This is a genomic window from uncultured Dokdonia sp., assembly GCF_947492535.1.
Taxonomy (GTDB): Bacteria; Bacteroidota; Bacteroidia; order Flavobacteriales; family Flavobacteriaceae; genus Dokdonia.
The window spans coordinates 27,629-54,492 of record NZ_CANLNH010000021.1; the positions used below are offsets into that span (position 1 = coordinate 27,629).

Below are 26,864 nucleotides of genomic sequence, written 5' to 3' on the forward strand. Positions count from 1 at the left end.
GCTTGATTACTAAAAACAACAAAATGCAAAATAAAGGACTCATTAGATTATTTGCAATCGTTTTTGGATTGGTATGTATATATCAACTTTCATTTACGTACTTGACAAATAAGACAGAGACAGCGGCAAAAGAATTTGCCATCAGTAAAGCAGGAGATAACGCAGATGAAAGAGATAGACAAGAGCGTATTTACCTGGATAGTATCGGTAAGAATCCAATCTTTGCTGGAATCACATATGACGAAGCAAAAGAGAAAGAATTGAACAAAGGTCTTGACCTTAAAGGAGGAATTAACGTAATTCTTCAAATATCTGTTAGAGATATCTTAGGAGGATTAGCTAATGGAAAAAGAGATCCAAAGTTTGTCGCAGCACTAGATGCAGCAGACGAAATACAAAAAGATAGTCAGAATACATATCTAGATGATTTCTTGACTGCTTTTGAGGCAGAAGGAGGAGATAAAAACTTAGCTGATCCAGATATTTTTTCTAACGTTGTTCTTGGTGATAAAGTGAATAACGGAATGAGCAATGATGAAGTTGCATCTGTGCTTCGAACAGAAGTTGAAGAAACCATTAAGTCTGCTTTTGAAACCTTACGTAATCGTATTGATAAGTTTGGGGTAACACAACCTAATATCCAAAGTCTTGGAGATAACGGTCGTATTCTTGTAGAACTTCCAGGAGCAAAAGATATTCAACGTGCTGTAAAATTTGTAACAGCAAAAGCACAATTAGAGTTTTATGAAACACATTATGGAGGAGATGCATTACAGTATTTAGGACTTGTTGATCAAACACTAGCAGCTAAGGTTAAAAAAGAAGAAACAAAAGAAATAGAAGTAGCTCAAGATTCTACAGAAAATGCAGATAGCGTTGTAGATGAATTACTAAAAGATGCAGACGCAGAAGAAACAGAAGATGAGGTTGCTCAAAGCAATCCGTTATTTGAAATTTTTTCTCCAAATCCAAGAGCTTTACAATATAGAGAAGATCCAGGCATCGGATATGCCGCTGTTAAGGATACTGCTACAATTAATGGATACTTAAGAACACCAGAAATTGTACGCCTACGTCCAGCAAACTTACGTTTTGCAAAATTTGCTTGGGGAGATGTTGAAACATTGACTACTGGAGAAGGAGATACTGCAGAAGAAATTGAAAGAGTGACATTATATGCCTTAGAATCTAACCGTTCTGGAGAACCAGCTATGAGTGGTGACGTGGTGAATGATGCACGTCAACAATATACACTAAGACAAGATGCAGCTGTAGGTCTTGATTTTGAAGGTCAAGGTGTAAGTCAGTGGGCAAAATTAACACGTACCGTAGCACAAAAAAGAAATGCTATTGCTATTGTACTTGATAATATTGTACAATCTGCTGCGACAGCTAAACAAGAAATTAAAAATGGTAGCACAGAAATCTCAGGAAACTTTACAGTGCAATCTGCACAAGATCTTGCAACCGTATTAAATGCGGGTAAACTTCCAGCATCTGCAGATGTCATTGAAGCAGAAGAAATTGGAGCAACCTTAGGAAAAGAAGCCATTAACAGTGGTATTATCTCATTTATCATTGCGCTTTCTCTTGTACTTATTTGGATGGTTTTCTATTATGGAAAAGCAGGATTATTTGCAGATATCGCATTGATCGTAAACATCCTATTTATTTTTGGAGTTCTTGCAAGTTTAGGAGCTGTGTTAACACTTCCTGGTATTGCAGGTATTGTATTAACCATAGGTATGTCGGTAGATGCAAACGTACTTATCTTTGAGCGTATTAAGGAAGAATTACGTAAAGGAAAATCTCAAAAAGACGCTATTAAAGATGGTTTCAATAATGCGTTATCATCTATTTTGGATGCAAACATTACTACGTTCTTAACAGCATTAATCTTATTCTTATTTGGAACAGGACCTGTACAAGGATTTGCAACAACCTTAATGATCGGTATCGCAACATCTTTATTCTCTGCAATATTCATTACACGTCTTTTCATAGATAACTATGGTAAGAATGGAAAATCACTTGAGTTTGCAACAGGAATGACTAAAAACTTGTTTACAAATACTAAAATTGATTTCTTAGGAAAGCGTAAGATTGCCTATATCATTTCTTTAGGATTAGTTGCTGTAGGTATTTTCTCTTTAGTAAATGGAGGATTAGACCCAGGGGTTGACTTTGTAGGAGGGCGTTCTTATACTGTTCGTTTTGAAAAAGCAATAAACTCTTCAGAAGTTGGAACTTTATTAGCTGGTGAAGATGTATTTGGAAGTGCGATTGTAAAAACATATGGAGCCGATAATCAATTAAAGATTACGACAAAATATAGAATTCAAGAAAGTGGTATTGAAGTAGATGAAGCTGTAGAGCAAAAATTATTTGTAGCGCTTAAAAACTATTTACCTGCAGACTTAAGTTTTGCAGACTTTAGTAGATCATACGATGGAAAGACTATCGGTAAGATGAGTTATAACAAAGTAGGACCTACGATTGCAGATGATATTAAAAGAGGCGCATTATTGGCCGTTATTGGATCATTAATCGTCGTATTCTTATACATCTTATTACGTTTCCGTAGATGGCAATTCTCATTAGGAGCAGTTGCGGCGGTATTCCATGATGTATTAATCGTACTTGGAATCTTTGCGATCTTCAAAAATATCATGCCATTTGATATGGAAGTAGACCAAAACTTTATAGCGGCTATCCTGACCGTAATAGGATACTCTCTGAATGATACCGTGGTTGTATTTGACCGTATTCGTGAGTACATTAAAGAACACGGATCAACACGCGGATTTGGTAAACTAATCAATCAAGCATTAAATAGTACATTAAGCCGTACATTAAATACATCTGTAACTACATTAATCGTGTTATTAGCTATCTTCTTCCTAGGAGCAGATTCTATTAGAGGGTTAATGTTTGCATTAATCGTGGGAGTTATTGTAGGAACATACTCTTCACTATTTATCGCAACACCTGTGATGTTTGATACCGTACAGAAAAAAGCATTAAAAGAAGAAAAGAAAGAAGAAGAATCAGAAGAAGCTTAATCTTTCTTTATCAGTATACAAAAACCCGTTATATGTCATTATAACGGGTTTTGTTTTTTTATATATACGCTTTCGCGAAAGCGTATACAGAACCTGTCAAATGAGTAGATTATATTATAATTAAAACAGATACCGACCTGACATAATTGCATTCTCAGGAAAAGGCATTATTTTTGACATTCCATCCAAAAAAGAAACATGAGTTTTTTCAAAAAAATATTCTCAAAAGAAAAAAAAGAAACCTTAGATAAAGGACTCGAAAAATCAAAGAGTAGCTTCTTTGAAAAAATGAGTAAAGCCGTTGCGGGAAAATCTAAGGTAGATGATGACGTTCTCGATAACTTAGAAGAAGTGTTGGTAACTAGTGATGTAGGCGTAAAGACCACGTTAAAAGTAATAGAACGTATCGAAGCACGTGTTGCAAAAGATAAATACCTAGGAACTGATGAACTTAATAAAATACTTCGAGAAGAAATCGCTGGCTTATTAAGTGAAACCAATACAGGAAATGCTACCGAGTTTGAAGTTCCTGAAGGTACAAAACCACATGTCATTATGGTGGTAGGAGTCAATGGTGTGGGGAAAACAACAACCATTGGAAAACTAGCATATCAGTTTAAAAAACAAGGAAAAAAAGTAGTGCTCGGTGCTGCAGATACCTTTAGAGCTGCCGCAATAGATCAATTACAAGTATGGGCAGATCGAGTAGATATCCCTATTGTAAAACAACAAATGGGAAGTGATCCAGCATCGGTTGCTTTTGACGCTTTAGAAAGTGGTGTCAATCAAAATGCAGATGTGATTATTATAGACACCGCAGGACGTTTACATAACAAAGTAAACCTAATGAACGAGCTTACCAAGGTGAAACGCGTTATGCAAAAAGTAGTTGGAGATGCTCCACACGATGTATTATTGGTATTAGATGGGTCTACAGGACAAAACGCCTTTGAACAAGCAAAACAATTTACAGCAGCGACCGAAGTAACCTCACTAGCAGTAACAAAACTAGATGGAACTGCAAAAGGAGGGGTTGTAATTGGTATTTCAGATCAATTTCAAATTCCTGTAAAGTATATTGGTGTAGGTGAAGGTATAGAAGATTTACAAGTTTTTAATAAAATAGAATTTGTAGATTCTTTCTTTAAATAATTAGATCATATATAAAATATTGAAAGGCTTTGCATTGATATGTAAAGCCTTTTTTTATACCTTGAAAACAAAAAAAATATCTGCACATTATGAAAAAATCGTTACTCCTGTTTTTAAGTATTAGCTATTGTCTATTCTCATGTAAACAATCACAAGAAGAAACACCTGCTATAAAAAATGAGCCTATAGTCTGGCAAACCTATGATGAGACTGAAGATCTAGCAGGCACACAACAATTAGAGAACCCTAGAATGCATCTCAAACTGGTAAATTCCAAAGTGCGAGATAAAAACGAAATTTGGAAACCCGTTCAAGGCGTTTTACAAGGTTTTTCGGTAGCACGTTATAAAGAACTCTTACCGCAAATTTTAGAAAAAGATATTCCTACATTACAGCAACATATTAAAGATGGTGCTTTTACTTATGAAGAACTTACCTTATTCTATTTATACCGTATTGCCAGTATAGAAAGTGATAATGATCGTGCACTTAATGGGGTAATTGCATTAAATGGGAATGCAGTTGCAAAAGCACAAGAATATGATCGAATGGATAAAAATCAAATCGATAACTATTCATTATTTGGAATGCCTATTCTTTTAAAAGATAATATAGGAACTGCCGGAATGAAAACGACTGCGGGAGCTATTGCTTTACAAGATAATAGTACTGGAAATGCATTTATCACAGAACGATTAGAAGCCGAAAATGCCATCATATTAGGAAAAGCAAATTTGAGTGAGTGGGCTTATTTTTTATGTACAGGATGTCCGGTGGGGTATAGCGCTGTTGGTGGACAAACCATTAATCCTTATGGAAGATTAAAATTTGAGTCAGGTGGTTCTAGTTCAGGAAGTGGAGTCTCTGTAGCTGCCAACTATGCAGTTGCTGCCATCGGTACAGAAACAGCGGGGTCTATCTTATCACCGTCTAGTCAAAATTCTATAGTGGGCTTAAAACCTACTATTGGAGCTTTGAGTAGAACAGGAATTGTTCCTATTTCTAGTACGTTAGATACACCAGGACCTATGACAAAAAACACCATAGATACTAGTATTCTTTATCAAGCATTGATGGGAAAAGATCTCGCCGACTCTAAATCTGTAACCTTGCCTACATTTGAGGCCTCAGAAGTTGCAAAAGGGACAGTGAAAGGAAAGCGATTTGGCGTTATAACATCATTTCTAGCTGATACACTATATGCAAATGCAATAGAAAAGATCAAATCAAATGGAGGTGTCGTTGTTGAAGTAGAACCAGAACAAGTTGGGCTTCCTGGTTTTCTAACGGTGTTGAATATAGACATGAAAAATGACCTTCCTGCATATTTAAAAAAACATGCAGGTTCTTTAGTAACTATTAAAACCGTTGCAGATGCTGTAGTGTTTAACAAACAAGATACCTTACTACATGTACCTTATGGACAACAGTTATTCGAAGGTATTGTAGCCGATGAAACTACAGAGGAAGCCTTAGAAGAAATTAAAAATAATCTTGAAAAAGTTTCGAGAGCTTTTTTTGATAAATCAATGGATGAGCACAAATTAGATGCTTTCCTTTCTATCAATAATTATCATGCAGCCTATGCTGCTATGGCAAAATATCCAGCACTTACGATTCCTATGGGATATAAGACAGATGGAGAACCAGAAGGACTAACCTTTATTGGAAAACCGTTTACCGAAATATCTCTTCTGCAATTGGGGTATGGCTATGAGGAAATTTCTAAAGAACGTAAACTTCCTGAAGGGTATGAAAGATAATCATAGATTGGATTCATTATTGCATACGCTTTCGCGAAAGCGTATGCAATAAGAATTTTATTAATACATCTATATTTCGCTTACAACACTTTAGGGCGTATCTTTGCATCCCGAATAAAACATAGGTATGAGAACAAAAACCCTCAAAAAAAATAAGATCAATGTAGTCACACTTGGATGTTCTAAGAACGTATATGATAGTGAAGTATTGATGGGACAATTAAAAGCCAATGGCAAAGAAGTTGCCCACGAAGAAGAAGGGAATATTGTTGTAATCAATACATGCGGTTTTATTGATAATGCCAAAGAAGAATCTGTAAATACTATTCTTGAGTATGTAAAACAGAAAGAAGAAGGAGATGTCGATAAGGTATTTGTAACGGGATGTCTTTCTGAGCGTTATAAGCCAGATTTACAAAAAGAAATTCCTGATGTAGATCAATATTTTGGTACTACAGAATTACCTGGTTTATTAAAAGCATTGGGCGCAGATTATAAGCATGAACTTATAGGAGAACGTCTTACCACGACACCTAAAAACTATGCCTATCTTAAAATAGCCGAGGGCTGTGACCGTCCATGTTCGTTTTGTGCCATTCCATTAATGCGTGGGAAGCATAAATCAAAACCTATAGAACACCTTGTGACGGAAGCTGAAAAATTAGCAGCAAATGGGGTTTCAGAATTAATTTTGATCGCGCAGGATCTTACCTATTACGGACTAGATTTATATAAGAAACGAAACCTTGCTGAGCTACTAGAAGCATTGGTGAAGGTAGAAGGTATAGAGTGGATTCGTTTGCATTATGCATTCCCGACAGGATTTCCAATGGAAGTATTGGAAGTAATGAATCGCGAGCCTAAAGTGTGTAATTATCTAGATATTCCATTACAACATATCTCTGATTCGATTTTGAAGTCGATGCGACGTGGGACGACCATGGCAAAAACGAATGCATTGTTAGACCGCTTTCGCGAAAGCGTACCCAGCATGACGATCCGTACGACTTTAATTGTAGGATACCCAGGAGAAACCGAAGAAGATTTTCAAACGCTGAAACAATGGGTGAAAGATCAACGTTTTGAACGTCTGGGCTGTTTTACCTATTCGCATGAAGAAAATACACATGCATTCAACTTAGAAGATGATGTGCCTGAGGAAGTGAAGATGGACCGAGCCAATCAAATTATGGAAATTCAATCGCAAATCTCTTGGGAATTGAATCAACAAAAAATAGGAGCGGAGTTCAAAATTGTAGTCGATCGTAAAGAAGGAAATTACTTTGTAGGACGTACCGAATTTGATAGCCCTGATGTAGATAATGAAGTGCTGATAGATGCCACAAAATTTTATTTAAAAATAGGCGGATATACTACAGTAAAAATAACAGAAGCAGAAGATTTTGACTTGTATGCAGAGCCTCTAGAGATTTTAGAAAAGCCAGTACCTATGCATGCAAAATCTAAAGCTAAATAATTAAGTAGTAGCTATAAAATGAGATACTTTATTCTTTTATGTATCTGCGTTGTTTTTTCGTGTAAACAGAAAGAAGAAACGCCTAAAGTAGAAGCGGTACAAGAAATGGTATCAGAATCACTACTTACAACGATAGAAAGTCCAAGTAAAGGAAAAGCACACTTGCCAAGATTGGTCGCACAAAATGGTGTGTTACATATGAGTTGGGTAGAAGAAGAAGATTCACTCGCAATACTCAAATATGCTTCATATGCTAATGAAAAATGGTCTTCGCCAAAAACAATCACATCGGGAACGAATTGGTTTGTAAATTGGGCAGATTTCCCTGCATTGGCTATAAATGGCGAAACGGTACTCACAAATATTCTTCAGAAGTCAGCACACGGAACCTATGATTATGATATAAAATTGAATCTTTTATCAAATGATGAGGTTCTAAAATCAAATTTTCTCTTAAATACAGACGGTATCTCCGCCGAACATGGTTTTGTCTCTATGAAACCCTATGATGATGGGTTTTATGTGACGTGGCTAGATGGTCGTCATACAAAGAATGAAAAGAAAGAAGATAATCGGATGACATTACGTGCAGCGATTGTAGGATTGGACGGAACTATAAGAGAAGATACAGAAATAGATGCCAGCGTCTGTGATTGTTGTAATACCGCAATTGGTATTACCTATAACGGTCCTGTCGTTGTGTATCGTGATCGATCTGAAGATGCAGAAGAAATACGTGACACCTATATTGTACGATGGGAAGATGGCACTTGGGAAACTCCTACAGCGGTTTATCAGGATCAGTGGAAATTGAATGGATGTCCAGTGAATGGCCCAGCAATAGATACACAAGCGCAAGATGTAGTCGTCGCATGGTTTACAGCATCAAAAGAAGATCCAAGAGTTTTGGTGACATTCTCTAAAGATAATGGCGTTAGTTTTGGAGATCCTATACGTGTAGATATGGGAATGGCAATTGGGCGTGTAGATACTACCTTTTTAGACGATGGAAGTGCCTTGGTGAGTTGGCTGGAGCCTAAAGATGATGCTATTGCTTTACAGGCTATACGAGTGTATCAAGATGGGCATAAAGATGCTCCAATCACTATTACAACGACATCTGCCGAACGCGCGAGTGGTTTTCCTCAATTAGAAGTAATTGGAAAGACCGTTTATATAGCATGGACAGATCTTCAGGGAGAGCAATCTACGATAGAGCTCGCTTCTTTTGAGATATAAAAACCTAATATATAGGAGTTAAAGTTTCAAAATTAACTCTTATATATTAGATTTTAATTCCTAATTGTCATCTTCATCGACTATTTCTGCTCCTCCGCTTCCAGAACTAACTGAGCCGAATTTATTGCCGCCTACAATAACTTTTAAATTTTTAATCTCGAAATCTTCAAATTGTTTTAACATAATTTATTTTTTATAAATACAGTATCAATTTAGATAAATTACTATAAAAAAACTAAAGATTTCTTTGTAAAAGTATAATTATTTAGTCTATAATATCATATTCGCTTTGAATAAGAAAAGATTATTAATGCGGGTTTATTTAAAATTGATTTTAGATAATTCTTTTTTGTAAATTCTAATCACAACAACAATAATAATTAGAATTCCTACACTAATAAGTTTAAACAAAAATGAACTATCAGATATTTTAATTGGAGTGTTATTACCGGTAAGTGTCGTTGAAGCCCAAAAATAAGGCGAGGTCTGTTCTAATTGATGGGTGTTTAAATAGTTCTTTTTTGAAGTGTATAATGCTTTTGATTTTGTTTCGCCTTTTATAAGTTCTTCATAAAATGTACGAAGAATTTTATTGTTGGATGTCTCATTTACATTCCAATTTGATGCAATGACACTTTGTGAGCCACTATAGAAAAACCCTCTTGATAAGCTCATGATACCTTCTCCAGGCTCCTGATTTCCTTGTGCTCCCTTACAAGCGTCCAAAATGATAAGGTTGGTATTGTTTTCCAAATCATATAATTCGTCGAGTAGTATCTTATCATCATATAGTTGTAACCATGGGGTACTATTTTCAGTGTATCCCGCATGAGAATTAATATGAATAATAGAGGCGTTTTTCAAACTCGATATAAAAGAAGTTTTCGTCGCATTTTCTTTTAGGTGTAATTTCATAGAAATGAGCGATGCGTGTTTTTTCATTTCTTCCTCACTCTCATTCAAATTGATTAGCTTCTTATCTTCAAATAAAGTAGGGGCAAATCCTAAGATTTCAGAGGATGCAATATTTGAAGTTTTACGAATCTGTTTAAATACAGATGCAGATTGTAGATAGGATGTCTCGGTATGATGAAGTAAGTAATCAAGTTTGTGATTCTTTGATGTGTTTGAAATAGTAAGAGCTGCGAACGGAAGATTATGAAGCTCAAAGTCAGGAATGATAATTAACCGCTTATTTTCAATGTCTCCTATTGATTTTAGAAATGGAAATAAGGTGTTAAATACCTCAAAAGATTTTTTTTGGTATGCTTGAAAGTCTTCCGTGGTTGTGAAAGCAGCGCTTATTTCTTTTTTTAGAAATTGCACTTGTTGGACTAATTTTGGGGCATCTTTTATTTCAAAGAAATGAGTAGCTTCCTTTGAAGCGAAAATACCATATCCTTGAGACGCATTTAAGATATACTCTACAAGATAGGTGTCGTTAGTAATATGTTTTTCTATACTTTTTTGTAGTGATAAAATTTCGGGTTCATTTTTTATAGCATAATAGGTTGGGAAGGTGATTTTTAATGAATCTAAAAAACGTGTATACTGCCGATCTGCATTTACAAATTCTTCTTGTAACTGGATATCGTTTTTTGAGCTTTGAAGTTGTTGTTTTAATGCTATTCTCGTCTGAAAAAGTGCTTTTTCTTTTTCTAAAATAGTATACGGGATATCAAGGTTTTGTTGCTCATAACGTTTGTCTAAGCGCTCTAAAAGAAGTAACGCTTTGTTCTTTTCCATAAAATAAAATGCTTCATCTGGTTGACCTAATAGATAGCAAACTTTTACTGCAAGCATATAAGAGTCTACACCACTATTTATCCAAAATAGTTTAGATTGGTCTACTTCACTATCAAGCCGAATTAAAGAAACCAGTTGATCAACCAAATAAAGTGTTTCTTTCGCGTGCGTTAAATAGGTGCGATTTTTCTCAAGCTCATATGCTTCTATCCACGCAAGAGATGTATTAATTAAATATTCAAGTACATCGGGTTTATATATATAGTCTTTAAATGAATGAATGGAAGGCAATCTTTGAATATTAGTAGAATCGTATGTTTCTTCTAAAGCGGTGTAAATTGCTTTTTGATAGTATGTTATTTTTTCTTTTGGATCGTTGGTTTGAAGATAATAGCCTTGATTATTATAAACATCTGCTTTTTTTATAGCATCTTTATTGATCTCTATAGCTTTTGTGTAGTATGCTTGCGCTTTTTGGTGTTCATTATTTCTGGAGTGCAGAACACCTAAATTACCATATAACACACCAATATGATCAAAATCTTTGGCTTCAATATATATAGAAAGTGCTTTGTTGTAATAATTAGTTGCTTCCTCTTTCTGGTCAGAATTTTCAAAGATAGTCCCTAAGTTGGTATACATATCAGCAATGTCTTTAGTTTGAATATAATCGTCTAAAGACTTTATTTTTTCTTTTTGTAAAATGACTTCGTCTAAATATTTAGTAGGCATACTCATTTTACTATAAACTTCTATAGAACATAAATGTCCATAGGCAAGTGTTTTAGGATCTTCATAGATATCTCCAGATAATATGACAGGTTCTAAATATTCTAATGCTTTAAAATAATCTCCTTCATCAATACTTATAAAGGCAAGTTCAATGAGTGCTTTAAAATTAAATTTATCTGAGCCTCTATTATTTAAAATTTGCTCTAAGTAGGTTCTACCTTTATAAATATTACCTAATGTTTGATAATAGATATAAGTATTATATAGACTATTATTTAAATCTATACTAGCTGTCTTAAGCGAGTCCCTAATATGAATAGCCTTAAGTGTTTCTTGTATAGCATTCTCGTAGTGTTGTATGGAATTATATAATAACCCAAGTTTATGATAGGTGTATCCTAATTCAGGGGTAACAGTAAGTGTATCTATTGTCGTGAGCAGTTGCTGTGTTTCTTTTATTTTATCTTCACTTGATAGATTTTCATTGCTATAAATACTATCAAATGTAGTTTTTAATGCTTCTTGCGTATATACTTGACTATGAAATAAGAAGCAAAATAGAATGCAAATAGAAAAAAAAGGTTTAAACATGATTTTGAGTTAGTTACCTTAAAAATAAGGATAAAAAAAGAGGCTGTCCAAAAAGGAGTAATTTTCGTCAAACTAAAACAAGCTTAGAATGACGTATTACATTTTTTTAGACAGCCTTTTACAATAATCTTTTAGGATTATTGATAGAAATGCGGAATGTACTTATCGTATTTTGTTGGCTTTGTATAATTGACAGGAATTCCTTGATAATCTAATTGATTTTTGATCTCTAAAGGTGTGTAGGTCATACCAGAGTTATATAATATTCTAGCAGCTACTGCGGTTACCAATGGTGCTGAAAAAGAAGTGCCAGAGATCAATACGGGTTGATCCATATGATTTACAAAAGGGATATACGTCCCATTAGTTATAAAATCTACTGTATTACGTCCATAATTCGTAAAGTAGGATGCGTCAGTGGCTTCATGGTTAGTCGCTGCAATAGCTATTACATTGTTAGTTAATGCTGAAAAATTTGAAGGATAATGTGCAATTTGACCGTCATTATCAAGATTGCTATTTCCAGCAGATGTTACCACTAAAACGTCTTCATATTCCGATAATACATCTAAAAAGATAGCAGTTGTGTATGGATTAGCACCTGCAGCATCATACCAGCCAGCACTTATTTGAAGAATATCAGCTTTTGGTAATGCGAATAACATACCGCATAGCATATTAAAAATACTAACTTCTCCTTGGTGATTAGCAATTTTTACAGGAAGTAATTGAAAAGGAACTTCAACATTATTAAGAGATGTATGCATAAGAGAGCTTACAGCAGTTCCATGTACAAGCGTGTCATCATCATAACAATTATTATCTCCATTTACATAATCCCACCCAGAATATACACCTGGTATACCAAGATTTGAAGCATTATATAAAAAAGGAGCACTTTCTTCTAAAGTAGGGTAGTTCGTGTCAATTCCTGAATCTAATACAGCGATAATCACTCCTTCATTATCTGGTGAGACAATTTTATCAGAATCATAACTATTACCGCTTCCTCCGTTAAGTGTAGCAACTTCTTGTTCGAATTTAAAATTAAATTCCGTTATTACATTTTGGATGCTCTCAGCCCCACCACTACCAGATCTTACAGAACCTAATTTGTTTTCTAAATCGGCTCCAGGTCCAAAATCCCATTTTTCAAGAGTACCATCACAATGCGCACATACCTCATATTCTACAGCGCCATAATAGCTTCTTAGTGCAGCCTTCCTATTTGGAGGTGTGTGTTTTTTATATTGAATAATAAGCTCTCTTTTAGAAAATTTTGGGGTGTTTCTAAATGTTGACTGTGTCGTGTAATTTGCTTCTGTTACACTATTCTCTCGCGTAATATCATCAATGTCAGAACATGAGGCTACGAATAAACATGTGACAATTAAAAAACTACCAATTATTTTTTTCATCTTTATGGTCTTAAAATTAATAAAAGAGTTACTCTTACTTTTAAGTAGTGGTAATTAAAAAGTATTACCCAAATTAATTTAAAAATTTATTATAGAACCCTATAATGTGATCTATGGAGGAAACTGAAAAGTATTTGAATGGATTAATATACAATGATAGGAAAGTAGTTGCTGCTATTTACGATGCTTTTTTTCCGAAAGTCAAATCGTTTGTTTTGAATAATAAAGGAGAAGAAGAAGATGTTCAAGATGTATTTCATGACAGTCTCATGTATCTTATTGTAAAACATAGAGAAAGCCCCTTAAAAATAAACTCCTTCGAAGCTTATTTTTTTACCATCTGTAAAAATATTTGGAGACGAACGTTAAAGAATAAAAAAAATCGGGTAATGAATCATGATTCTACGTACTATATAGATAAAGAAACTGATTTAGGATTATTTATTCTAGAACAAGAAAGATTAGAATTTTACCAAGAGAAGTTTCAGTTGTTATCCTCAAATTGTAAAGAGATTTTAGGAAGCTATTTTAATGGAATGAGCTATGAAGATTTACTTCAGGAATATGAGTATACATCCATAAATACGGTAAGGCAACGAGTATTTAAATGTAAAGCAAAAATAATTCAGTTAATAAAAGAAGATCGTAGGTATCGTAAATTAAGAAGATGAGTCAACTATTTGAAGATAAAAGACAGCAGGAGATAGAGGCATATATACAAGGAATAATGTCTCAAGAGCAATTGGCGATTTTTGAAGAAAAACTCGCTAATGATAAAGACTTACAAGAAGATGTATTACTTCAAGAATCACTACGGGATTCTTTTAGAGAGGACAATTGGGCAACAGTACCCAATGATACTACAAATGAAACGTTACAAGAATTAAAAACAAAATTACGAGACGATAGTTATACCAGCATTTCTAAAACCATAAAAGAGGTAGGCGTTGACTATCAACAGAAGATGCTGAATGAGGAGAAAAAACAAGGTAAACGGTTGTATTATCGCATGGCTATTGCTGCGATGGTCATTTTATTATGTGCACTTCCATTTTTAATAAATTCGCAACTACATAGCGATTATGATCAGTATGCCAATTGGGATTCATTACCATCTCTAAGAGAAAAAGGCGATACACAAGCAAAAATTATAGAAGGAGAATCATTATATCTCTCAGGTAACTATGAAGAAGCAATACAATATTTAAAAGCGAATATTGATACTAGCGATCCATATTATTCATATGCACTTATCTATCTTGGAGCTTCTTATTTCCAAATCGATAAGTTGGAAGAAGCACATCAAGCATATGATGCTTTAATTGCGACCAATACACTTCAAAGCTCTTATGGATATTGGTATAAGCTTTTGATGTATTTAAAAGTTGAAAATACAGAGAAAACAAATGAAATGCTCACACTCATACTGAGTAATCCAGATCATTATAATTATACAAAGGCTAAGGAAATACAAGAAGGATTGTAATCAGGCTGAGTACGCTTTCGCGAAAGCGTATATCTTAATATTACACAATCAAAAAATTCGCCAGAATTTGTAGTTTTTAATTTACAAATTCTGGCGAATAATCAACTTTACGTTAGATAAAGAACGTTTCGTTTTAGATTCTAAATTTATTGTTATTAGTGAAGAAAATAGCATTGGCAAAAAATAACTTTCCATTATGCCAGAAAGCACGAAATAACGGGTCATCGGCCATATAAATAATACTACCACGTCCCATACGTTCTTCTCCAAAAACAAGAGATTTTGGCAATCTGTTTTTTGCAGCATCCCCAGCATATCCAGAAACATTGGTAGGACTCTCTCCGATGTATGCTACATTAAAACCATTATCTAGATATTTATATGCACTACTTCCTAGTTTTAAACTATAATACGTGTCTCCATACCCAAATGCCATTGGATGTGTAGCATCTACTTCCGTTTTAAAAATACTTCCCGTGATAAAATTAGTAACACTTGCTTCTTCGCGATCTGCATACGGCGTTAAATTCTCTTTACTATCTTCCTTTTTATCATCATTTGAAGGCATATTTCGCTTTAAGCTAAAACCACTTTGTCCAGCAAATGAGTTGAGTGCATTTCCCGTAGCAATCACTTTTCCACCACCACGAACAAAATCTTTTACCTTATTCATAGCACTTTCATTGAGAACACTTCCATAATACCCATTAGGCATAATAATAACATCAAACTGATCTAGATTGACACGACCAATACGGTCTGCTTCTATAGAAGTCACTGGGTATTCTAGATTTTGCTCAAAATAATACCAAGTAGCTCCGTAGCTTAATGATGAAGTGCCATCGCCTTTAAGTAACGCTATTTTTGGAGGATTAATTAATTTTATTTCTGGAGAACCAAAATCAGGTCCAGCTTTAGAAAAACTAGAAGTCGCAGGAATTAATTCTCTATTGTGAGTTGCTGCTACTTTATAAATGTCATTTGCAAAATTTGGATTATTCTTATTGTCACTTTTTGTAATAATCAATGTACCACGATCAAAAGTTTGTCCACTATTGGTCATAGGTTTTTCAGTAAAACGTACTTTGATTCCTGCATTTAATAAGCCAGCAAGAAATTTTGCATCGTCCATACTGTTCCATTTTGCAATGTACCCGGGTGCATCCGTACGTTGTTGGTTAACTACTTTCGTAAATGGATTACTACTATTAGCGCTCACTTTTGTAGTGCTTGCAATGGCATTAAGACCATATGCATGTGGTAAACTCCAAGCCGTAATATCATAGGTGAGCGGTGTAGAAAGCTTTGCGTCTGGCTCAAATAATACTTTAACCATTTTCCCTTTAGGCTGATCTGTATGAATAACCATCGCAAGGTCATAATTCATACTTCCCTGTCCGTTAGAAGTATAGTTGAATCCACTTACTTTTCCATTTGTTGAAAAACCATAGGTAATTTCATGACGATCTAATAAAGCAGCTAATGCTGCAAGATTATCTTGTGTACCTTGAAGAACGTAACTCTTATATTTTAGATTACGGTTATCAAAAAACTTGGCAAACTCACTATTAATTTTTGAAGCTGTTTTTGAAGAAATTTCTACTGTAGAAAGCCCAGTTGTTTTATGATGCGCCACACGATCAAATAAGGTAAGTTCATAGCCTTCGTCAGTATTAATTCCCAATCCAGCACGACCATGGCCTGCTTGTTCATAGGTCATTCCAATGGCTCCCATATAAGTAGGATAGGTGTCTCCATAACTAGGATAGAGTAAATCAAAACGCTCACGCGTAAAAAATAGCCATCCTTCCTGATCGAAATAACGTGCATGATTTTGTCCTATCTGTGTTTGGAAATCACGCTGCCAGTCTGATATAATTTCATGGAAAGGTTCTGCAGCAGGTGCAAAATAATAAGGCTCATTAATACCTTGCTCATGAAAGTCAACATGTACGTGTGGTAACCATTTGTTATATACTTTTAAACGCGCTCTAGATTCTACCTGTGTAGCCCATGCCCAATCACGATTTAAGTCAAATAAGTAATGATTAGGACGACCTCCTGGCCATGGCTCATTATGCTCTGCAGCTACTTGAGAAGGATCATACGGTGTAGATGCTACTTGGTTAAACCAGTTTGCATAACGATCACGTCCATCCGGATTAATACATGGATCTATAATCACAACCGTATTATCTAACCATGCCTTTTTTGTTGTGATAAGTTCATATAAGGTAACCATAGAGGCTTCGGTACTAGACGCTTCATTTCCATGTACATTGTATGATAACCAAACAATTGCTTTATCTGCCGTTGATGAAGAAGAGCCTATACCCGCTTGCGCAAGATTAGCCTTTCGTATAGTTTCAAGATTCCCATGATTTGCTTGCGATGTCACTACAGCATAGGTGAGTGGACGACGCTCATTTGTTTTACCATATTCTTGGTAGGTGACAAGATCACTGTTTTGAGCTACATGTTCAAAATAACGAACTACATCTGAATGCCTAGAAAATTGAGAGCCGATCTCATATCCTAAAAATTCTGATGGAGATTGGACTTGTGCTTGAAGTATTCCTGTGAGTAAGAATAGGAATAGTGAAAAGTGACGCATAAAGGTTTCTTTAAGATAAAGCCTTAAATATACCTATTATGGTAAAATAAAATTGGTGTTTTTAGACAAATTTAGGTTTTATAAGTAACCTCAGTATGCTCTAAAATAAGAATGCTGATTGCAGGAAAAAAAATGAAATCGATTAAAACTGTATTATCGTAAACCTACAACTGGTTCTTGAGAAATAACCGTAACTGATGAAGGTAATGTAGGTGTCTTAGTATTTGTAGCTGATGCTAATCCAGTATCTGGTGCACTGATAGAAGTATCATATACTTCCCATTGTTTCCCATTCCAAAAATAATATCCAGATTTCAATTTCTTACTAGTTGTTTTATTATATACAAGCATACTAGGAATACGTGCATCTTTTTGTACAACCGTTGGTGCATCGGTGATATTTTGTATCGTAACATTAGGAATATATACGCCTTGATACGCTGCAGTTACTTTATAATTTTCAGATGAATTTGGTGCAGAGGGAGCGAGTGCTACTTGACTATATGTAGTTGCTGTAATAAGAAAAACTAAAGCGATTAAAGTATGTTGTAAATGTTGCATTTTTATAATGATTTGGGACTGCTAAACTAAGACGTAAAAACCCAGAATCATAGAATAAATGTGACTTTTAGACGAAAAAACCAATTTTAACGACGTATGACATAGGGGTGTGTTTTTCATGGAATGAATTGTAATTTTCATCGATGTATTCAGACAGATCATATTATGTAATCATCGCCAAAAGACCTATTTTTGGAAGGAAATTGTTAGACCAAAATGCAAAAAGACACCATTACGTATTCTGAAACAGGATATTTTTCAAAACTTATCTGTCAGTACCTAGATCAGAATCCACAAGTAGCTCCCTTTTATCATAGATTTCCTTCACTAGATAATTTTGAAGCACAAATCAAAGAGAAACAAGCATGGTTTACAACGGCTTCTCGAGACGTATTAGTTTCGTCTTTGCAAAAACAGTACGCGCAAGTATCTGTTTCTGATGCTACACAATTACATATAGAAAAACTTTCAGCAAATACGACATTTACCATAACAACAGGTCACCAGTTAAATCTCTTTACTGGGCCGTTGTATTTTTTATATAAGATCATTCACACAATTACGCTTTCGCGAAAGCTAAAACAGCAACACCCCCACTATGATTTTGTGCCTATCTACTGGATGGCGACAGAAGATCACGATTTTGACGAGATCAATTACTTTCGATTTAAAGGGTCTAAAATTCAATGGAATCGAGAAGATGGTGGTGCCGTAGGAGAACTTTCAACGGAAGGACTTGATGCTGTATTGGACTTATTTAAAACTGCCTTAGGAAGTTCGAAAAATGCACAGTATTTAGCATCACTTTTTGAAGAAGCGTATTTGAAACATACAAATCTTGCAGATGCGACACGATACCTTGCTAATGAGCTTTTTAGCGAATACGGACTTGTCATTGTAGATGGAAATGATGTAGGATTAAAAACGCTATTTGCTCCGTATGTAGCACGTGAATTGTTTGAAGAAGTAGCGCATAAGGAAGTAACAGCGCAGACAGCAAGTCTTACTTCGCTAGGATATCCAGAACAAGTACATCCAAGAGAGATTAATCTCTTTTATATCATCAAAGGAATCCGTGAACGTATCATTAGAGAAGGAGATGACTTTGTAGTCAATAATACAGAAATCCGTTTTACAGAAGCCGAGATTCGTTCGGAGTTAGAAGCCCATCCAGAACGTTTTTCTCCTAATGCTTTATTGCGACCTTTATTTCAAGAAATTATTTTACCTAATCTTACTTACATAGGTGGAGGCGGAGAGTTGGCATACTGGTTTCAGCTAAAATCTTGCTTTGAAGCGATGCAAGTACCTTTCCCAATGCTGTTACTTAGAAACTCAGCATTGATCAGAACAGAAAAACAGAAAAATAAAATAGAAGCTTTAGCGATTACCAATTCACAATTGTTTTTAAAACAAAATGAATTGGTAAATCAGAAAATACGCGCGATTTCAAATATAGACATCGATCTATCTACACAACGTACATCTCTTAAAGAACAGTTCAAAGCGATGCATACACTTGCTGCCGAAACGGATGCTTCTTTTTTAGGAGCGGTTAAAGCACAGGAAGTAAAACAATTAAAGGGACTTGATCATTTAGAAAAACGTTTGTTAAAAGCGCAAAAAAGAAAACTAAAAGATCAAGTGCAACGGGTAGTGGATATTCAAAATGCCATCTTCCCATTACACAGTTTACAGGAGCGTAATACCAATTTTGCAGAATTTTATCTGGAATATGGCGCAGACTTAGTGCCTGCTTTAGTAGAAGCATTGGATCCTGTAAACAAAGAATTTACGATTGTTACTTTGTAAAGTAATAGAATAAACATCCAAAATAGAATATAGTACCGTATATCATAGTATACAAAGGTTTGTGATAACAAGCGACTTTGAATAACGTATTCATTTTACGTATATTTAACTAGAAACCATCATATTGCTATGAGATATCTTTACACGCTACTACTATTGTTTTTTTCAGTATCTGTTTTTTCTCAAGAATTAAGTAACTATATTCATGTGGATCAATTTGGGTATACGCCTGAAGCGATTAAAGTAGGGGTGCTTAGTGATCCACAAGTAGGGTATAATAGTGCTATGTCTTATACTGCCCCAGCGACTATTGAAATTCGAGATGCAGTCACAAATGCAACGGTGCTATCTGTAACTCCTGTTCTATGGAATAATGGAAATACCCATGCACAGTCAGGCGATCGAGGGTGGTGGGTAGATTTCTCGTCACTTACAGAAGAAGGGACGTATTATTTATATGATGCCACTCTGAATGAACGATCTTCTATTTTTGTGGTTGGTCTAGCAGTGTATGACGAAGTAATGAAAACAGCAGGGCGTATGTTTTATTACAACCGCTGTAATGCTCCAAAATCAGAACCTTATGCGCAAGGATGGGCAGATGGAGATAATTTTCTTCAGGATACACAAACACGATATATTTATGATCAAGGAAATACTGCTTTAGAAAAAGAACTATCTGGCGGATGGTTTGATGCAGGCGATTATAATAAGTATGTCACGTTTGCAAGTGATGCGGTACATGATTTATTAGCAGCTTATGAAGAAAATCCACAAGCTTTTTCTGACGATTGGAATCTTCCTGAATCTGGGAATGGCATTCCTGATGTGCTTGATGAAGTGAAATGGGAATTAGATTGGTTGCTTAAAATGAATCAAGAAGATGGGAGTACGATTATTAAAATGGGAAGCAGGAATTTTGAAGAAAATATTGAATCCCCTCCAAGTTTAAATACAGATACACGCTATTATGGTCCGACGTGTACCTCAGCGTCTATTGCTGTAGCAGGTATGTTTGCACATGCCTCAAAAGTATTTTCAGGAGTTTCTGGGTATGGAGATTTTGCTGCGTTATTACAAGAACGTGCTATTATAGCATATGCATATGTACAACCTTTTGTAGCAAATGGAACCCTAGAAACCAATTGTGATGATGGAAGTATCATCGCTGGAGATGCCGATAGGGATGTAGAAGCACAAGAAGAAGAGTTTGTAGTAGCTTCGGCCTATCTTTTTGATTTAACTGGAGATGTTTTATATAATGAATATATTATAAATAAAGTTTCCGAATTACAAACAGTGACGTCTCCATTTTGGGGGCCATATAAAATACAAGTACACGATGCATTACTGCTGTATACAAATACTAGCGGTGCAGATGCGACAACGATAACCACTATATTAGATTCGTTTTCATCAGATGCGCAAAATAATTATAATGGATATTATGGAATGTCTGACGAAGATTTATATAGAGCATTTCAACCTAGTTTTTCATACCACTGGGGTTCTAATAATCCGAAAGCTAGTTATGCAACCGTCAATAAACTTGTGATAGATAACAATATTAACCCGTCACAAAATGACAGTTATAGAGGGTATATCGACGAAGTGATCCATTATTTTCATGGCGTAAATCCTCAAGGGATGGTATACCTTTCCAATATGTATGATTTCGGGGCAGAACGTAGCGTTAATGAGATATACCATAGTTGGTTTTATGATGGAACTGATTATGACAATGCAGTAACAAGTCCTATAGGACCCGCACCTGGTTTTGTGACTGGTGGTCCTAATGATTCATTTAGCGTGACAACCTTAACACCTCCTTCTGGACAACCTGCTCAAAAGAGTTATTTAGATTTTAATGATGGATATCCTAATAATTCTTGGGAAATCACAGAACCTGCTATTTATTATCAAGCTGCCTATATTAGAATGCTAGCAAATAGTGTAGCGGTAGATGACGTACTTTCGGTAGACACTAATGAACTCACAACCTTAGATTTCAAAATCTATCCAAACCCAACATCATCGTCATTTCAAATGACTGGAGTGAAAAATAGAGGAGAATTAAAAATTTATTCAGTTTTAGGGCAGTTTGTACATTCTGAAATAGTAACAAATAATAGTATTGTAGATATTTCTAACCTTACTAGAGGAATGTATTTTGTAAAATTAAATCAAGACACTAAAACGAGTACTCAAAAATTGATTGTAAACTAACGTTGTAATTGTCGGATACCTTCATAGACGACAATACCTACTGCGTTTGCAAGATTTAAACTACGTATATGTTCACTAAATAATGGGATCTTATAGAGTGCCTCTGGATGCTTCTCAGTAATTTCTTTAGGAAGCCCTTTCGATTCTTTTCCGAAAACTAAAAAGAGATTTTCTTCAAAAGGAATGTCATAGTGAAACTTTTTGCCATGACTAGACAGAAAGGCAAATTTCGCCTTTGTATGTTTTTCAAAAAAGTCGTCTATACTCTCATAATACGTGACTGATAGATGTTGCCAGTAATCCAGTCCAGCACGTTTAAGGCGTGTATCTGTAATTTCAAACCCTAGTGGTTTTACAAGATGTAGACGACATCCAGAACCCAATGCGAGTCTGCCAATATTTCCCGTGTTATTTGGAATTTCAGGGTGTATAAGAACGATGTTGAGCATTCGTAGTTATTTGAGATTTTCAAAGTAATGTAAATTTTCATTTCTCCAATCCTAAAGGGAGAGAAAATTTTTAATCAAGGCAAGATTGAGAAAAAGTCCACTCTTTAGGGTCGGGGAAAAGGCTTTTTCGATTTCGGGGTGTATAAGAACAATGTTGAGCATAAATTATAACAGTGAATTATCGTAAGATATGATCTTGCATATGTGTTGATTTATTTTAAGATTTTTCAAATTATAGTTTAATCTACTAAACTAAATAAATGCGATATTAAAATGAAACTATCGTGATTCTACTTTTTAAGCAAGCTTCCTTTTATTTAATTATCTCCTAGTTTCTTGGTAACGTTATTGTAATATTCTTGCGTAACTACTTCAGTCCAGATTGTTGGTTGCCCACCACCATATAAAGCTAAATAAGTTACATCACTATTCTTGGTTGACGAGTGCCAATGTTCGATATCTTTTTCACATTTAATTACATCACCTTTTTTTAAAATGACTGGTTTTTTGCCTCTTTCTTGATAATATGCTTCTCCGTCTACAATTATTAAGACTTGAGAAGAACTGTGTTTATGCCAATCTAAGGTTGAATTGGCTTTAAAGGTTGCTTTTGTAATATTATACCCCAATTCAGTGTCGTCATGAATGATAGCATTTAACCAAGCTTCTCCTATATAATGAGTATTTGGAGCTTTGGTTCCTTCTGTAAGATATGAGGCAACTTTATATTTAGAATCTTGGGAAAATCCAGATAATGATGCTAAAATAAACAGAGGTAAAATTAATTTTTTCATGTTATAACTTTTTAAGTGTCAATATTTTTATGTGTTAGCATTCTAATAATGCAATTAAGGTAGCAAAATGGCAATGTATGCTGTTGATGAATTTAGAGTAATAATTTATTGTTATGTGCAGATTTTATTATTCTAATACCTTTAAGGCAAATTCTTCGTACATGTTTTTTAATTCATTATAATTTTCTCTAGTCTTGTTCAAATAATGGATGGTACATAATCTATTATTGATATCTATAAAAAAAGTATTTTGAAATCCGATAGTATCTTTCGTATCATTGAGAAATACAAAACTTAGATATTTTCCATTGTTTTCACCATAAATTTCAGAATAGGTCTCAATTAATTGACTCGTTACACTGTCAGAATGAATTGTTGTTTTGTATTCATTGATTAAGCAAAACTTTAATATAGAATTTTGATTTGATAAATCAGGAAGTCCAATGCCTTCGTCTGTTAAATAACAAATAACTTTATTTATTGAATCTGACTTCTCAAAAACACCAACAGCAAATTTTCCATTTATTTGGTTTAAAGTTTTATTGTTTTTAATTATTAAGCTAACGTCTTTTTTTGCTCCTAATATTCTGTATTTATTCTCGATTTTTGTCTTGGTAACTTTAATAATAGTATCATTTTGAGTGACGTTCACGGTTATAATCCGTTCTTTTTTATTTTTAGCTTTATTACATGATACCAATAAAACTAAAAGGAGAATAGTGAATTTATAAATTTTGTTTATCATAAGTTAGATAGCATATAACTTTTCTTAGATGTTGTATTTGTCTTCAGAATGCGGAATATGAAATGTACAAACTGTTAGGTGCGATATATATATGATCGTTTTATTGTATGCCTTCTAACAAGAATAACCTTTAAATTTAATGTGTAGATTATCAAGTCAATAAATTCCCATGTTCATCCCATTCTGCGATGTCTCCACGTTTACTTTGATCAATGCATTTGGCAATCCATTCTGGATCATAGGCAACGCCATGCTGATCGAGTACATCTTGGGGTACACCATCCCAAACATTGGGTTGATTTCCTTTATAACCTAAATCTTTGATTCCCCACTCAGAAGTGTAGTAACCTGTCATGGTAAGATTACGCATCAAACTAAACCATTGAATTTCAAACGGACGTTTACGAGACGGAACCTCAGGATCGTAAAAAGCAATGGGATCAAGGATTTGCTTTTGTTGCGAAAGCTCTAGGGATTTGAACTCCTTATTAAATAACTCAAGCGATTGGTTGTCAAGCCACAATAAACCACCCAATAAGGTGTTTTGCATACGAGGCATATCCTTTCCTATAAACTCAATAAATTCAGGAACACCAGCTTCTAATGGGCCTCCTACTTCAGGTTTTGGAGGTAAAATCACTTCGCTTAAAACTGCGATAGTTTCTAACTCATGAGCTGTAAATAGTTCTTCAGCATTTAGTTTTTCTATGCGTTCTAATTCTTCTGGAGTTCGTCCAAAAAAACCATCGGCACTTTCAATGATTTGTTCTTCGAGTGCAGGTTCTCCTTCGCCCACACAACTGTGTAAACCAAGGCTTATGGCGCCTGCACCTAGTAATAGGGTTTGTATACTTTGTCTTCTATCCATAGTAAATGCCCACGTAGGCGGGTATCTTTTGAAATTAAACTATATGTTCTTTTACATCCACACTTCGACGTTGCCTGTCTTGAGCCTGTCGAAAGGCCCAGCATACACTACGGATGCAATCTGATAATTATGTTTCTTTATACGCTTTAACGCTTCGCTCTCCCTTACGGTCGTGAATCTCACAAATTCGATTTCGCGAAAGCGTACATCTCTTTAATTCAATTTTATCAAATATTCTGTTGTTTCAACTGCTCAATAATATAGTCTGATGCTCTCCAGGAGAGTGCCAGTATGGTCCATGTACAGTTCTTATCTGCTTGGGATACAAAAGGGCCTGCATCTACAATAAATACATTGTCTACATCGTGCAGTTGATTAAATTTATTAGTTACTGATGTTTTAGGATCATTCCCCATACGCGTAGTTCCCACTTCGTGTATGATTTCACCAGGTTTATTTAAACCGTTATCTGGTCCTCCCGGCCTGTCACCCAATACTTGACCGCCCATATTATGGATAATTTCTTCAAATGTATCTTGCATATGAGTCGCTTGTTTACGCTCTAGATCACTCCATTTATAATTAAATTTGAGTACTGGAATTCCAAATTGATCAACGGTAGTTTCATCAATTTCACAGTAATTATCTTTACGGGCAATTCCCTCGCCACGACCAGCCATTCCAACGACTGCACCATAATATTTCTTCACATCATCTCGTAAGACATCTCCATAACCACCTACTTTGGTTCCAAAGAATTTATTGAATTCATTGGCATTAAATCCAAAGCCATAACTAGGCATTCCCATACCTCCCCAGACTTCAATATGATATCCTCTAGGAAAATCTAGTTGAGAGTTATCACCCCACCAAGGAGAGTAAACATGCAGTCCGCCCACACCATCTTCATTATAAGAAGGTTTTCTATTCATTAACTGAGGAATAAACCCAGAACGACTAGAACCTGTAGAATCGTGTAAATATTTACCTACTACATCAGAACTATTTCCTAAGCCATTAGGATGCTGAGGACTTTTACTATTCAATAATATACGAGCAGAACTACACGCAGAAGCTGCCAATACAACAACACGTGCTTTTAATTTATATTCTCTACGATCATCTTTACTAATGTAAGACACACCTGTTGCTTTTCCTTCTTCATTCATGGTCACTTCGCGTACCACACAATTGGTATATAAACGCACTTTTCCGCCACTTTTTTGCGCTGGAAAAATAAGGCAGCTCCCTGAAGAAAAATCGGCATAGACAGCGCAAGAACGCGCACATTGCCCGCAGTAAAAACAAACCCCACGATCATTATTAATTCGTTTGGTAAGCATAGACATTCTACTTGGAATCACAGGAATTCCTGATTTTCTGGCGCCTTGTATATAAAAAAGTTCGTGTAATCTTGGTTTAGGAGGTGGTAAGAAAAAACCATCAGGATCATTTTCTAGTCCTTCATTAGTGCCAAAAACACCAATGAGTTTATCTACTTTATCATAATAGGGTTTGACATCGTCATAACCTATAGGCCAATCTTCTCCGTATCCATCACGTGTTTTTCCTTTAAAATCTTTAGGTCCAAAACGCAGAGAGATCCGTCCCCAGTGATTGGTACGTCCTCCCAGCATATGCGATCGAAACCAACGAAACTCGGTTCCTGGTTCATGTGTATACGGTTCTCCTTCTATCTCCCAACCACCATATGCCATATCAAATTCCCCAAATGGACGATCTGTTCCCGCGCCTCTTCTAGGCGATTGATGGGGCCATTTCATTTGTGTCATGGTCTTTGGATCGGCGGGATCAAAAAAGGGACCTGCTTCTACAACAGCAACATTAAAACCTGCGTCTGCTAATTGCTTAGTGGCCATACCACCACCAGCTCCAGAACCTACAATGATCACATCATAAATTTTGGAAGATTCTTTTATTTGCATAGGATTGGAATAGTTTCCCCTAAAATACTAAAAAAAGAGTCAAGAAGAATTTACTTTTTTGCTTTCGCGAAAATGTATACTGTTTGTAATGAGTTGAGGTGTTTAGGAGTTGATGAGTTGATGAGTTGATGAGTTGATGAGTTGATGAGTTGATGAGTTGATGAGTTGATGAGTTGATGAGTT

At 35.1% G+C, this 26,864-nt stretch carries 19 protein-coding genes; 9 read left to right on the forward strand and 10 right to left on the reverse strand.

Annotated elements, in window-relative coordinates; genetic code table 11:
- Positions 1–23 precede the first annotated feature (23 nt).
- From secDF to Q1A60_RS19895, 5 genes are all read left to right on the forward strand, one after another.
- Positions 24–3,062, forward strand: coding sequence for a protein translocase subunit SecDF (gene secDF / locus Q1A60_RS19875; RefSeq protein WP_299768977.1), 3,039 nt, complete (start codon positions 24–26; stop codon positions 3,060–3,062).
- 198 nt (positions 3,063–3,260) lie between these two features.
- Entirely contained in the window at positions 3,261–4,214 is a 954-nt protein-coding gene (ftsY, locus tag Q1A60_RS19880; protein ID WP_299768974.1) for a signal recognition particle-docking protein FtsY, read from the forward strand.
- A gap of 89 nt (positions 4,215–4,303) precedes the next feature.
- Positions 4,304–5,977, forward strand: coding sequence for an amidase family protein (locus tag Q1A60_RS19885; RefSeq protein ID WP_299768971.1), 1,674 nt, complete (start codon positions 4,304–4,306; stop codon positions 5,975–5,977).
- Between the two features lie 127 nt (positions 5,978–6,104).
- On the forward strand, positions 6,105–7,454 hold the full coding sequence (gene rimO / locus Q1A60_RS19890) for a 30S ribosomal protein S12 methylthiotransferase RimO (RefSeq protein ID WP_299768967.1): 1,350 nt from the start codon (positions 6,105–6,107) through the stop codon (positions 7,452–7,454).
- 18 nt (positions 7,455–7,472) lie between these two features.
- The gene (locus Q1A60_RS19895; RefSeq protein WP_299768964.1) at positions 7,473–8,693 is read left to right on the forward strand and encodes a sialidase; all 1,221 of its coding nucleotides are present in this window, start codon (positions 7,473–7,475) and stop codon (positions 8,691–8,693) included.
- A 60-nt stretch (positions 8,694–8,753) separates the two neighbouring features.
- On the opposite strand, the gene Q1A60_RS19900 is transcribed toward Q1A60_RS19895, so the two are convergent.
- The 3 genes from Q1A60_RS19900 to Q1A60_RS19910 form a co-directional block, all read right to left on the reverse strand.
- Positions 8,754–8,876, reverse strand: coding sequence for a hypothetical protein (locus Q1A60_RS19900; RefSeq protein WP_299768962.1), 123 nt, complete (start codon positions 8,874–8,876; stop codon positions 8,754–8,756).
- Between the two features lie 135 nt (positions 8,877–9,011).
- Positions 9,012–11,762 (reverse strand): CHAT domain-containing protein, encoded by a 2,751-nt coding sequence (locus Q1A60_RS19905; protein ID WP_299768959.1) that lies wholly within the window; start codon positions 11,760–11,762, stop codon positions 9,012–9,014.
- Positions 11,763–11,899: 137 nt separating this feature from the next.
- Positions 11,900–13,180 carry a S8 family serine peptidase gene (locus Q1A60_RS19910; protein WP_299768956.1) on the reverse strand — a complete coding sequence of 427 codons (1,281 nt, stop codon included), beginning with the start codon at positions 13,178–13,180 and terminating at the stop codon, positions 11,900–11,902.
- Between the two features lie 113 nt (positions 13,181–13,293).
- Here Q1A60_RS19910 and Q1A60_RS19915 point away from each other — a divergent pair, with 113 nt between their 5' ends.
- Positions 13,294–13,851, forward strand: a complete 558-nt coding sequence (locus tag Q1A60_RS19915) for a sigma-70 family RNA polymerase sigma factor (protein ID WP_299768953.1) — start codon at positions 13,294–13,296, stop codon at positions 13,849–13,851.
- Entirely contained in the window at positions 13,848–14,666 is an 819-nt protein-coding gene (locus Q1A60_RS19920; protein WP_299768950.1) for a hypothetical protein, read from the forward strand. Before Q1A60_RS19915 ends, Q1A60_RS19920 begins: the two co-directional genes overlap by 4 nt.
- A 133-nt stretch (positions 14,667–14,799) precedes the next feature.
- Here Q1A60_RS19920 and Q1A60_RS19925 read toward each other — a convergent pair whose 3' ends face one another.
- Complete coding sequence (locus Q1A60_RS19925) at positions 14,800–17,280, reverse strand: M14 family metallopeptidase (RefSeq protein WP_299768947.1); 2,481 nt, start codon at positions 17,278–17,280, stop codon at positions 14,800–14,802.
- A gap of 153 nt (positions 17,281–17,433) precedes the next feature.
- Positions 17,434–17,841, reverse strand: a complete 408-nt coding sequence (locus Q1A60_RS19930; RefSeq protein ID WP_299768944.1) for a hypothetical protein — start codon at positions 17,839–17,841, stop codon at positions 17,434–17,436.
- Between the two features lie 216 nt (positions 17,842–18,057).
- On the opposite strand from Q1A60_RS19930, the gene bshC reads away from it, so the two are divergent.
- Positions 18,058–19,653, forward strand: a complete 1,596-nt coding sequence (gene bshC, locus Q1A60_RS19935) for a bacillithiol biosynthesis cysteine-adding enzyme BshC (RefSeq protein WP_299768941.1) — start codon at positions 18,058–18,060, stop codon at positions 19,651–19,653.
- Between the two features lie 129 nt (positions 19,654–19,782).
- On the forward strand, positions 19,783–21,879 hold the full coding sequence (locus tag Q1A60_RS19940) for a glycoside hydrolase family 9 protein (RefSeq protein WP_299768938.1): 2,097 nt from the start codon (positions 19,783–19,785) through the stop codon (positions 21,877–21,879).
- On the opposite strand, the gene Q1A60_RS19945 is transcribed toward Q1A60_RS19940, so the two are convergent.
- From Q1A60_RS19945 to Q1A60_RS19965, 5 genes are all read right to left on the reverse strand, one after another.
- A complete protein-coding gene (locus tag Q1A60_RS19945; protein WP_299768935.1) occupies positions 21,876–22,328 on the reverse strand; it encodes a tRNA (cytidine(34)-2'-O)-methyltransferase in 453 nt (150 codons plus the stop codon). The genes Q1A60_RS19940 and Q1A60_RS19945 overlap by 4 nt on opposite strands.
- Before the next feature lie 317 nt (positions 22,329–22,645).
- Positions 22,646–23,122: a cupin domain-containing protein gene (locus tag Q1A60_RS19950; RefSeq protein ID WP_299768932.1), complete on the reverse strand. Its 477-nt coding sequence runs from the start codon at positions 23,120–23,122 to the stop codon at positions 22,646–22,648.
- 127 nt (positions 23,123–23,249) lie between these two features.
- Positions 23,250–23,867, reverse strand: coding sequence for a hypothetical protein (locus Q1A60_RS19955; protein ID WP_299768929.1), 618 nt, complete (start codon positions 23,865–23,867; stop codon positions 23,250–23,252).
- A 151-nt stretch (positions 23,868–24,018) separates the two neighbouring features.
- The gene (locus tag Q1A60_RS19960) at positions 24,019–24,735 is read right to left on the reverse strand and encodes a gluconate 2-dehydrogenase subunit 3 family protein (protein ID WP_299768926.1); all 717 of its coding nucleotides are present in this window, start codon (positions 24,733–24,735) and stop codon (positions 24,019–24,021) included.
- A gap of 227 nt (positions 24,736–24,962) precedes the next feature.
- Positions 24,963–26,681, reverse strand: coding sequence for a GMC family oxidoreductase (locus Q1A60_RS19965; RefSeq protein WP_299768922.1), 1,719 nt, complete (start codon positions 26,679–26,681; stop codon positions 24,963–24,965).
- Positions 26,682–26,864 lie beyond the last annotated feature (183 nt).

Excerpts from the sequence above, each read along its gene's own strand:
- secDF (WP_299768977.1), top strand. The coding sequence starts at position 24 with ATGCAAAATAAAGGACTCATTAGATTATTTGCAATCGTTTTTGGATTG.
- ftsY (WP_299768974.1), top strand. The coding sequence starts at position 3,261 with ATGAGTTTTTTCAAAAAAATATTCTCAAAAGAAAAAAAAGAAACCTTA.
- Q1A60_RS19885 (WP_299768971.1), top strand. The coding sequence starts at position 4,304 with ATGAAAAAATCGTTACTCCTGTTTTTAAGTATTAGCTATTGTCTATTC.
- rimO (WP_299768967.1), top strand. The coding sequence starts at position 6,105 with ATGAGAACAAAAACCCTCAAAAAAAATAAGATCAATGTAGTCACACTT.
- Q1A60_RS19895 (WP_299768964.1), top strand. The coding sequence starts at position 7,473 with ATGAGATACTTTATTCTTTTATGTATCTGCGTTGTTTTTTCGTGTAAA.
- Q1A60_RS19900 (WP_299768962.1), bottom strand. The coding sequence starts at position 8,876 with ATGTTAAAACAATTTGAAGATTTCGAGATTAAAAATTTAAAAGTTATT.
- Q1A60_RS19905 (WP_299768959.1), bottom strand. The coding sequence starts at position 11,762 with ATGTTTAAACCTTTTTTTTCTATTTGCATTCTATTTTGCTTCTTATTT.
- Q1A60_RS19910 (WP_299768956.1), bottom strand. The coding sequence starts at position 13,180 with ATGAAAAAAATAATTGGTAGTTTTTTAATTGTCACATGTTTATTCGTA.
- Q1A60_RS19915 (WP_299768953.1), top strand. The coding sequence starts at position 13,294 with ATGGAGGAAACTGAAAAGTATTTGAATGGATTAATATACAATGATAGG.
- Q1A60_RS19920 (WP_299768950.1), top strand. The coding sequence starts at position 13,848 with ATGAGTCAACTATTTGAAGATAAAAGACAGCAGGAGATAGAGGCATAT.
- Q1A60_RS19925 (WP_299768947.1), bottom strand. The coding sequence starts at position 17,280 with ATGCGTCACTTTTCACTATTCCTATTCTTACTCACAGGAATACTTCAA.
- Q1A60_RS19930 (WP_299768944.1), bottom strand. The coding sequence starts at position 17,841 with ATGCAACATTTACAACATACTTTAATCGCTTTAGTTTTTCTTATTACA.
- bshC (WP_299768941.1), top strand. The coding sequence starts at position 18,058 with ATGCAAAAAGACACCATTACGTATTCTGAAACAGGATATTTTTCAAAA.
- Q1A60_RS19940 (WP_299768938.1), top strand. The coding sequence starts at position 19,783 with ATGAGATATCTTTACACGCTACTACTATTGTTTTTTTCAGTATCTGTT.
- Q1A60_RS19945 (WP_299768935.1), bottom strand. The coding sequence starts at position 22,328 with ATGCTCAACATCGTTCTTATACACCCTGAAATTCCAAATAACACGGGA.
- Q1A60_RS19950 (WP_299768932.1), bottom strand. The coding sequence starts at position 23,122 with ATGAAAAAATTAATTTTACCTCTGTTTATTTTAGCATCATTATCTGGA.
- Q1A60_RS19955 (WP_299768929.1), bottom strand. The coding sequence starts at position 23,867 with ATGATAAACAAAATTTATAAATTCACTATTCTCCTTTTAGTTTTATTG.
- Q1A60_RS19960 (WP_299768926.1), bottom strand. The coding sequence starts at position 24,735 with ATGGATAGAAGACAAAGTATACAAACCCTATTACTAGGTGCAGGCGCC.
- Q1A60_RS19965 (WP_299768922.1), bottom strand. The coding sequence starts at position 26,681 with ATGCAAATAAAAGAATCTTCCAAAATTTATGATGTGATCATTGTAGGT.